Consider the following 9,205-nt stretch of genomic DNA (forward strand, 5'->3'; position numbering starts at 1 on the left):
CTGGATTCGGACTCTCGAATCTCTGTGCGGGTCAGAGGGGTGGTGCGGGCTCGGGCGTGGACTCGGCTCATGCGACTTTGACGACCGACTGCTCGGCCTTGAGGGTTCGGATCAACTCTCGCAGCACTTCCCTGGCTTTGAACAAGGCCCAGCTGCGAGTGGGCACATGATCACATGAGACCCAACAACTACGGCATGCGTTCGTCGATGAGTCGCAAGGGCGATTGTTGGGACAACGCGCCGACCGAGAGCCTGTGGGGCCGGCTGAAGGTGGGCAGGCTTTATGGGAGAAAATTCGCCACACGCCGACAAGCGATGGACGAGGTCATAGCCTGGCTGACGTTCTACAACCACCGGCGACTCCACTCGTCGCTGGGCTATGTCAGCCCGATGCAGTTCGAGAAAAGCTGGCACGCGGCACAGCTCAAGAACGCCGCGTAACAAGGTTGCTAAGAACAACGGGCAACAGGGGCAAGGTCAGCGTGGCTACGGGAATATTCCCTACTGCGCCAAGGGAAACACCTGAGGTGAACTGAGGCTATATCACCGAGCCTATGCCTTTCGCCAGAAAACTTCGCCCCGTCAAGAATCGCATAACCTGCAGAAGCAGGTGCGCCAGTATCCATGCATCAGTCACTCGGCCAGTCGGCGATCGAGCCGACTCAAGGCGAAGCTTTACCGTCTGAGAACGAGAGCTTGGCTTCGCTAGATAGCGAAGTTCCGCCGTCAAATTCATTGGAGGCGCTCTGCATCCTTGCCCGACTGCATCACGTGGCGGCCGAGCCGAAGGCGCTACGTCATGAACTAGGGCTTGGCGAGGCTGACGCCGTTGACCAGCAGGGTCTGCTGCTGGCTGCCAAGGGACTTGGCCTTAAGGCCAAGGCCTCGCTAAGCGCGCCGGATCGCCTGCCTCTGACCCCGCTGCCGGCGCTGGCGGTGATGAAAGATGGCCGGCTGGTCGTCCTGGCTCAGTGCGACGGTCAGCGCGTGCTCTTCATGGACCCGTCGGCGAAAGCCGCCGACGGCGCGCAGGCTGCCCGTCCCACCATCGAGCCCCTCGATGTGTTCTCGTCGCAATGGAGTGGTGAGCTGATCCTCGTCACGAGTCGGGCCAGCCTTGCCGGCGCCCTCGCGAAGTTCGACTTTTCCTGGTTCGTCCCGAGCATCGTCAAGCACCGACAGTTGCTTGGCGAGGTGCTGCTTGTGTCGCTGTTCCTTCAACTGTTCGCGCTTGTCACCCCGTTGTTCTTCCAAGTCGTGATGGACAAGGTGCTAGTGCACCGAGGTGTCACTACTCTGGACGTCATCGTGATTGGGCTGGTCGTGATCATGCTCTTCGAGAGTGCCCTGACGGTGCTGCGAACCTATGTGTTCAGCCACACCACCAGCCGCATCGACGTCGAGCTCGGGGCGCGACTCTTCCGTCACCTGCTCAACCTGCCCTTGGCCTATTTCCAGGCAAGGCGGGTGGGCGACTCGGTAGCCCGTGTTAGGGAGCTTGAGAACATTCGTCAATTCTTGACAGGCAACGCGCTGACGCTGGTGCTGGATGTCGTCTTCTCGGTGATCTTCATCGCGGTCATGTTCGCCTACAGCGTACCGTTGACGCTCATCGTGCTGGCGTCACTGCCGCTGTATCTGCTACTCAGCCTGAGTATCGTCCCGGTCCTTCGAGCTCGCCTGAACGAGAAGTTCGCGCGGGGCGCAGAGAACCAGTCGCTGCTGGTCGAAACGGTGACGGGCATCCAGACGGTCAAGGCAAGTGCCTTGGAGCCTCAAATGGCTCGCCGCTGGGATGAGCAACTTGCGGGCTACGTCAGCGCCTCGCTCAGAACCCAGACGCTGGCACAGTATGGCCACGAAGGCATCAACCTGATCGGCAAGGTGGTCAACGCCGCCACACTTTGGTACGGCGCCCACTTGGTGATGGAGGGGCATCTCAGCGTCGGCATGTTCATCGCTTTCAACATGTTTGCCGGTCGGGTGGCCCAGCCCATTATGCGCATCGCGCAGATGTGGACCGACTTTCAGCAGACGGGCCTGTCAATGGAGCGTCTGGGCGACATCCTCAACACCCGCACTGAGCTCCCGCCGCAAAGCGTCAGCCCCCTGCCTCGCCTTCACGGAAGGATAACGCTGGACAACCTGACCTACCGCTACCGCCCCGACGCGCCGCCGGTTCTGAATGGTGTTAGCCTGGACGTGCGGCCAGGCGAAGTTATCGGCATCGTTGGGCGAAGCGGCTCGGGCAAAAGCACGCTGACCAAACTCATCCAGCGCCTTTACGTGCCCGAGAGCGGCCGCGTGCAGGTCGACGGCCATGACATCGCCCTGATCGACGCCGCTCAGCTGCGCCGGCAGGTGGGGGTGGTACTGCAAGAGAACATGCTGTTCAACCGCAGCGTTCGCGAGAACATCGCCATTTCCGATCCCGCAGCTCCGCTGGATGTCGTCATCCATTCCGCCAAGCTGGCTGGTGCGCATGAGTTCATAACCGAGCTGCCGCAAGGCTATGACACTATCGTGGGCGAGCAGGGCAGCAGCCTCTCTGGCGGACAGCGCCAGCGGGTCGCCATCGCTAGGGCGCTTTTCAGCCAGCCACGCATCCTGATCTTCGATGAAGCAACCAGCGCGCTAGACTACGAGAGCGAGGCCGTGATCCAGAAGAACATGCAGGCCATCTGCCAGGAGCGTACGGTCTTCATCATTGCGCACCGCCTCAGCGCCGTGCGGAATGCCCACCGAATCATCTCGATGGACAAGGGCAGGATCGTCGAGATGGGAACCCATGACCAGCTCCTGGCGAAAACCAGCGGGCTTTATGCGCGTCTGTGGCGCATGCAGTCTGGCACGGAGGGCTCGGCATGAGCACAAGCACCTCCAGCGTGGAACCGCGAGTCGAGAGGGCGCCGAAGCATCCCTTTGTCGAGCTGATCGGGCGCTATCGGGCCATCTTCAAAGCCGCATGGGAAAGACGTGATGAACTGGCCGGACCGCGAAGGATGCTCGATGAGCGCGCCTTCCTTCCCGCAGCGCTTGCACTTCAAGAGACACCGCCGCATCCAGCGCCGCGGCGGGCCATCATTGTAATTTGCGCGCTGTTCATCATCGCGTTGCTTTGGGCTTGCCTCGGCCAGATCGACATAGTCGCCGTCGCGCAAGGTAGAGTCATCGTCAGCCAACGCAGCAAAACCATACAGCCGTTGGAGACCAGCGTCGTCAAGGCCATCCACGTCAAGGACGGCGACAAGGTCAAGACTGGCGACCTGCTGATCGAGCTGGACAGCACACTAACGGGTGCAGACAGTGTCCGAGTGAGCGAGGAGCGCAGCGCTGCCGACTCAGAGGCGCTGCGTACGCAAGCATTGCTGGGTGCGCTCTCTCGCGGCGGTACGCCAAGCCTGGGGGTAGGGATCATCAAGCGACTTAGCACATCGGACCAGGCTGCGGTGAATGTCCAGCTGCAGAGTGAGTGGGCCGACGTCAGTGCCAAACTGGCGCGGTTCGCGGCAGAGTCCACTCGGCGCAAGGCTGAGATCGTCACGGCTGAGCATCTGGTGGCGAGGCTTCAAGCGACGCTGCCACTCGCTCAGCAGCGAGAGAAAGACTTCAAGGCGCTCACGGAGCAAGGTTTTGTGGCCAACCATGCCGGTCAAGACCGGGCGCGCGAGCGCATCGAGTTGGAGCGAGATCTGGCCACCGCCCAGGCAAGGCTGCTCGAAGCGCGGGCAACGCTGAACGAGTCAGAGCAAGCTGCTAACGCGTACCGGGCCGAGACCCTTCGAACGCTGAAGGAACGCGAGACTCAGGCAGGCCTGCGTGCCCGCCAACTGGCCGAAGAAGGCGCGAAGGCTGACAAGCGAGACGCACTTACACGACTAGCGGCCCCAGTAGCCGGGACGGTTCAACAGCTGGCGGTGCACACCTCCGGCGGGGTGGTCACCCAAGCTCAGATCCTACTCGTACTGGTTCCTGACGATTCCGAAGTCACAGCAGAGGTTGTGCTTGAGAACAAAGATGTGGGCTTCGTACATACGGGCCAGGAAGCCATGATCAAGCTCGAGACCTTCCCGTACACACGATATGGAATGATTCAGGGGCGCGTGCAGAGTATCGCGGCCGATGCGGTGCAGGACGAGAAGCGAGGAGCAATTTTTCCAGCCAGCTTGGTGGTCGGCCATTCAACGATCAACGTGGACGGCAAACGTATAAAGCTCGCACCGGGCATGAATCTTACCGCCGAGATTAAGACTGGCAAGCGCCGCGTTATCGATTACCTACTCAGCCCGGTGCAGCGATATATGGACGAGAGCCTGAAGGAACGCTGATGAGTTTTGGATTCGCCTCGCCAGTACTCTTATTTGGGATTCGAATCAGTGGATCTAGTTTAAGTTTTCGCACACTCCTAACGCATTTATGAAAACAATACATTCCGTATTCTTGGGCTCAATATTTGCACTTGCGACTTCCATGGCGCACGCGACGAGCGCGCCTTCTAAGGCAAGCGTAAATGCCCTGACTAGTTTTGCAGAAAGATTGCGCAGTAGCCGGGTTGAGAATTGGGAGGATGCACGTCAGCCGCTTAGGGCAATCGGGATAGAACCAACATCTTGCGTAGACAACTCAAATACCAAGTGGACTCATTGCAGCTTACAGTCGAAAGGCGTCGCATTCGAGCTGATGATTCTTTCGAATCCATTTGGCGCAGAGGGGATGTGGAAAGACTTGGTTATGCAGCTTCCGGCCAAACATAGTGCTGCCATCGAGGAGAGTGATGATTTGACATTTCTAAAAGCACATGGTTGGGAAATTGGTGAGTCGAACTATCCGCTAAATCTGGAAATTCCAGAGGAGAACGCGCCTGGTTGCGCCTACACCGCGCGCTCTAATAGGACAGCACTGAAGAATATTATAGCTTTTGAATTGCACCTATTTTTTAGGCGGGCAAATGGAAAATGCGGAAAGGAGCTCGATACAAGTCAGTTGTTTATCAAGAAATTGAATTAACTTGCATTTGAGGAGAAGGACATGTCACATTTTATTTCCGACGGCCTTGCGGAAGCAATACTTGCAGGAGCTGTTCAACAGGGCGGTCTGCAGCAAAGAGACGTAGCCCTAAGCTTGTTGGCTCTTCCATGGAAGGTGGAGTGGTCTTCAGCTTCCTCTTTTGATATTAATCAATATATCGTCTACATAAAGGGCGGTTCTGCCAATCCGTACGGCGACTTTATGCATGAGATCGGACACATGATATTCCGGGAATATCGTCTGAATGAGCTTAATGAGGATCATTTGCTGGGGGTAAATCGCGATCCCTCGAAGACGATTGGTATCATGGAAGAGCGAGAGGCGAACGCAATTCTATTCGAATGGTGGCAGAGGTCATCAGGGCCATACTCTCTTGGATTGACGCCTCAAAAACTCTTGGAATTTCAAAATCAAGTCATGTCTGCAGGCCCAATGCAGCCCGACATTTACTTGAAGAAGATGAGGGACTTGATCCTTCCAGCGATGCGAAACAGTTCTGTGTACCAGCGATGGAAGAACATTCAGATCGATCAAATTCGGCAAGGAAAAAAGATTTCGGCAATCACCGATAGTCCAGTCACCACTTTAGCGGATGTCTCCACGGTTGTGGATGGAGAACTTATAACATCCGCATTAATTTCGGAACTTCCATTCGGCTCACTTCCGTCCCGAGTTAGCTTCGTGGATTCCATGGATTATACGCCGAGACATGTAACTGTTTATCGAAATGGAGTACTTCTGCTGGATACCGTTGTGAACGCCTCAATCGAAGACATCGCAAGTCGCGGAGCTGACATTGGCAAAGCCGCTTCTTACGGTGCCGACTATGGGTGGGAATGGGCGAATGGAGATATTTTCGACGATGGTTACGATCCCGGAGGTGGGGGTGGAGGCGACGAAGAGGGATGGGCATTTGCTCAGTCGTTCGATAGCACTACGCTTTTGCCTGGTTCTGCCCAGTTAACCAATCTGTTCGATAGTGCAGCCCTTGTTCCGATCGGTTCTGAAGCGTTGGTAGCGAGTCAAATGCTCGTTGAGAGCATGGGAACATTCAAGTTTTCAGAACTTGGGGGAGTGGATACTGTGAATCCTGTACCTCGCTCGGAGGTTGTTCCGCTTCTTGCTGTAACATAAGTTAGAACGGTGGGGGCAGATGCCCCTCCCAACTTCACAGCGCAAAAGCTCAATGTTAAGCCACAGTTCGTTCGTTCCTTTTATTGCCTTAAAGGCGCCGACGTCCTGCGTGGAAGTAATCTGGAAAGACGCTCACAGGCAAGAATTGACCGCTGCGTCGTTTGGATTTGCCGTTCCTGGAGTCTGTGATTGCGCTACTCAGTTGGAAGGGTGGGAAGGCGCCACAGTTTACGCCGACAGGTATGGGGGGCTAGGAGTCGGTGCTCATGGTGGATCCGCACGGACCGCACTTGTGAATGACATCCAGATTAAAGGTATTGGTTGCACCCCATTGCTAAGCGGTCGCCAAAGGTATGGTGAACACCAAGGGCTGGTTTCGATAGTGGAAGCTGTACGCGAGGCGATATGGTCTAAGGTTTATTCAGCCCTCCTGCCGAGTGGAGCGGTAAGAACTCTCGGAGTTCTTCGACTTCCTCGGATTTGCGCCTGTGAGACCAATCGAATCGTTACTCTTCGAGAGTTTGCGATTCGTCCTGCCCATTTCATCCGTGCGAGGCGATATTCGACGACTTGCGAGCACGTGAGTGCGGATGTCCAGCGCACAGCAGCAGCAGCGGAGCATCTTTCTGCAAAGATCATTCGTCATTTGCGGTCCTCTGGACAGACGCTGAATGAAGAATCGATTTGTTTGTTCCTGTCAGCGATGCTATCTAATTGGGCAAAGCAGATTGCGAAGGCAACTTTGCTGAGGATTCCTCATGGATCATTGAACTGCTCGAACATAACTCTTTCAGGTGCGTATATTGATTTTGGAACCGCTACTTCGTTGCCCGACTTTGTTCCAGCTATTGTGGCAAAGGGGAACCCGCCATTTGGAGACTGCCCGTCTTTCGCAAAGCGAACGGTCGACGAGATAGTCTATTCACTTGTGCGCTACGGTGGTTTTGCTTCCCACCTATCAACAAACGCATCCAAGGCGCTATTCGACGGTTTTTGCGCGAATTATGAAAGAGCATTGGCAACGTATTCGATATGTTTGCTCGGAGTCAATAGGTTGCGGGGCGAAAACAGTTTTTCAAATGCTCTGATTGCCCTAATTCTGCGCCTTGTTTTAGGAAAGCAGATGGCACCATTCCTTCTTGGATCGAAAGAATGTCTTGGCTTAGGCTTGGAGTTGCCGAAGCTGCTCAGAATAATTTCAATATGCGACCATGTGGATGAATATTTTCAATGCATTGGACAATGGTCAAGTCCGCCTGAAAATATTCTGCTCGCGCGCTCCCTAGGGGAACTGTTCTTTAAATGCAAGGATGACCTGCGCCCACGTGATTTGAGTTTTGTTTGTCAAATGAGAATGTGGGGAAATAACCAGGAAAGACATTCCTTGTATAAACCTAAACTTGATGCAGATATAAAAGCGCTGTCCGAAGGCGGGGATTTATCTGGAATAGCTGATTTTATTGAGGATGTCGTGGCTCAATGCAAGAATCCCTATTGCGGGACTCTGGATGTGGAGAGCGATGAAGGTCTGAGCGCGCTGGAAATAGAAAAATGGATACAAATTCGCGAAAATGCAAGAGCCGAATTTTCCATTGGTAAATAGGCTCCTTATTAGTTTTGGTGAAGACTACGCAGCTCGCTATGTAGATGAGCTTGGAGGTCCCAGAAACATGCGCAGAGTTCTGCTTGCGAGGATGTGGCAAGCAACGTCCATTAATCTGCGAGGCTTGAAAGGATTTGTATCAAATGTGTTGGAGCCTGCCGTAGGCGATCTCCGGCTGCTCATTTGGCATGACAGACTAGGGGTGCCTACTACTGTTGTTGTTTGGGCTCTCCTTGATCAAACGGCAGCAGAGCGTGTAAGAGATCGGAATTTTCTTCAGATGCACCCAAACGATTGGATTAGTGGTCCCAACTGTCACGTAATCGCTATTCTTGGTTTTAGGGATAAGGATTTAACTGCGGCCATACTTCAGCACATGTACGTAAGATTTAAGGATGGGGCGTCCGATGCTTTTGTGGTAGGGTGATTGCTATGTATTTGTCGATTATTATCCCCAATTCCCGCCCATTGACATACTTGCAAAGGTGTTTGAATAGCATTCCTGATATGGGCTGTTCTATTGAGATCATTGTTGTCGACGCGATGTCTCTGTCAGGAAACTTTGAGAATCCGGCAAATCCCGCGGCTTGTCGCAATTACGGTGCATCAAAGGCGCGAGGGTCGCATCTCCTATTTCTCGACGATGACGATGAATGCCACCTTGACTTCATTCAGAGTTGCGTTAGTCATCTAAAAAATTTTCCGGAGCATAGTTTTCTGCTAGCAGAGCATCTGGAGATACGCACATATTCATCGCAGGGTGATCATCAATCTGCACTAGTTGATACCACATCACCAGTCTCCGTCTTAGGCGATACATTTCCACCTTTCTTAAAGTTTGGGATGGGTTGTGGATTCGTACTGTCACGCGAATTTTTTCGCGAGTTGGGTGGTTTTGATGTCGAATATAGCTACTGCGAGGATACTGAGCTTCTGCTCCGAATTCACTTTCAAGGCATGGTGCCCTATCCAATTCCGGGGCAAGGAATAATTGTTCATCGCCACCTCGAAACGCGGAGAACTGGGGATATGAATACATGTAACCGAGTTTTCGAGCTTGAAAAGCTAGTTCGCTCCATGGATTCCTCACTGCAGAAGTCTCCAGCGTTTCATTCCCACTTGCTGCAACATCTCGATAAGTTGCGGAGTCGTTGCTCGAGAGTCGATCAGTTCTCCTTTGAGGGTCATAACTAGTCGACCTTGCAAAACGCCTGGAACCCGCATGAACACTAGCGATGCGGGGTGAATGCCGATGGTCAGAACTCCCAGAATCAAATTCAATGGCAATTGATTTCTGGGAGTTTTGGAGGGCAGGCGATGGCGACCGACGACTTCTTCCGCGCACGGCTGGATGGCATGGTGGATCCCCGCCACCCGCTCGCGGTTCTTGGCCGGCGCATGCCCTGGTCCGAGATCGAAGCGTCACTCGCCCCGCTGTTC

Annotated in this window: 6 protein-coding genes and 1 pseudogene; all 7 read left to right on the plus strand. The window is 54.4% G+C overall.

Going from position 1 to position 9,205, the window contains the following annotated elements; genetic code table 11:
• Positions 1–189: 189 nt before the first annotated feature.
• Positions 190–441: pseudogene (locus ACG02S_RS25950) on the plus strand (integrase core domain-containing protein); the annotation flags it as partial.
• 183 nt (positions 442–624) lie between these two features.
• Positions 625–2,868 (plus strand): type I secretion system permease/ATPase, encoded by a 2,244-nt coding sequence (locus tag ACG02S_RS25955; RefSeq protein WP_394473401.1) that lies wholly within the window; start codon positions 625–627, stop codon positions 2,866–2,868.
• Positions 2,865–4,328, plus strand: coding sequence for an HlyD family type I secretion periplasmic adaptor subunit (locus tag ACG02S_RS25960; protein ID WP_394473402.1), 1,464 nt, complete (start codon positions 2,865–2,867; stop codon positions 4,326–4,328). Before ACG02S_RS25955 ends, ACG02S_RS25960 begins: the two co-directional genes overlap by 4 nt.
• Positions 4,329–4,470: 142 nt before the next feature.
• Positions 4,471–5,007 carry a hypothetical protein gene (locus tag ACG02S_RS25965; protein WP_394473403.1) on the plus strand — a complete coding sequence of 179 codons (537 nt, stop codon included), beginning with the start codon at positions 4,471–4,473 and terminating at the stop codon, positions 5,005–5,007.
• Positions 5,008–5,028: 21 nt separating this feature from the next.
• Positions 5,029–6,162 carry a hypothetical protein gene (locus ACG02S_RS25970; RefSeq protein WP_394473404.1) on the plus strand — a complete coding sequence of 378 codons (1,134 nt, stop codon included), beginning with the start codon at positions 5,029–5,031 and terminating at the stop codon, positions 6,160–6,162.
• Positions 6,163–6,742: 580 nt separating this feature from the next.
• A complete protein-coding gene (locus ACG02S_RS25975; RefSeq protein WP_394473405.1) occupies positions 6,743–7,765 on the plus strand; it encodes a hypothetical protein in 1,023 nt (340 codons plus the stop codon).
• Between the two features lie 543 nt (positions 7,766–8,308).
• The gene (locus tag ACG02S_RS25980) at positions 8,309–8,959 is read left to right on the plus strand and encodes a glycosyltransferase family 2 protein (RefSeq protein ID WP_394473406.1); all 651 of its coding nucleotides are present in this window, start codon (positions 8,309–8,311) and stop codon (positions 8,957–8,959) included.
• Positions 8,960–9,205: the final 246 nt, after the last annotated feature.

It is taken from the genome of Pelomonas dachongensis (genome assembly GCF_043555865.1).
Lineage (GTDB): Bacteria > Pseudomonadota > Gammaproteobacteria > Burkholderiales > Burkholderiaceae_C > Pelomonas > Pelomonas dachongensis.

Coding starts and splice junctions, on each gene's coding strand:
- ACG02S_RS25965 (WP_394473403.1), top strand. CDS start 4,471: ATGGCGCACGCGACGAGCGCGCCTTCTAAGGCAAGCGTAAATGCCCTG.
- ACG02S_RS25980 (WP_394473406.1), top strand. CDS start 8,309: ATGTCTCTGTCAGGAAACTTTGAGAATCCGGCAAATCCCGCGGCTTGT.
- ACG02S_RS25955 (WP_394473401.1), top strand. CDS start 625: ATGCATCAGTCACTCGGCCAGTCGGCGATCGAGCCGACTCAAGGCGAA.
- ACG02S_RS25960 (WP_394473402.1), top strand. CDS start 2,865: ATGAGCACAAGCACCTCCAGCGTGGAACCGCGAGTCGAGAGGGCGCCG.
- ACG02S_RS25970 (WP_394473404.1), top strand. CDS start 5,029: ATGTCACATTTTATTTCCGACGGCCTTGCGGAAGCAATACTTGCAGGA.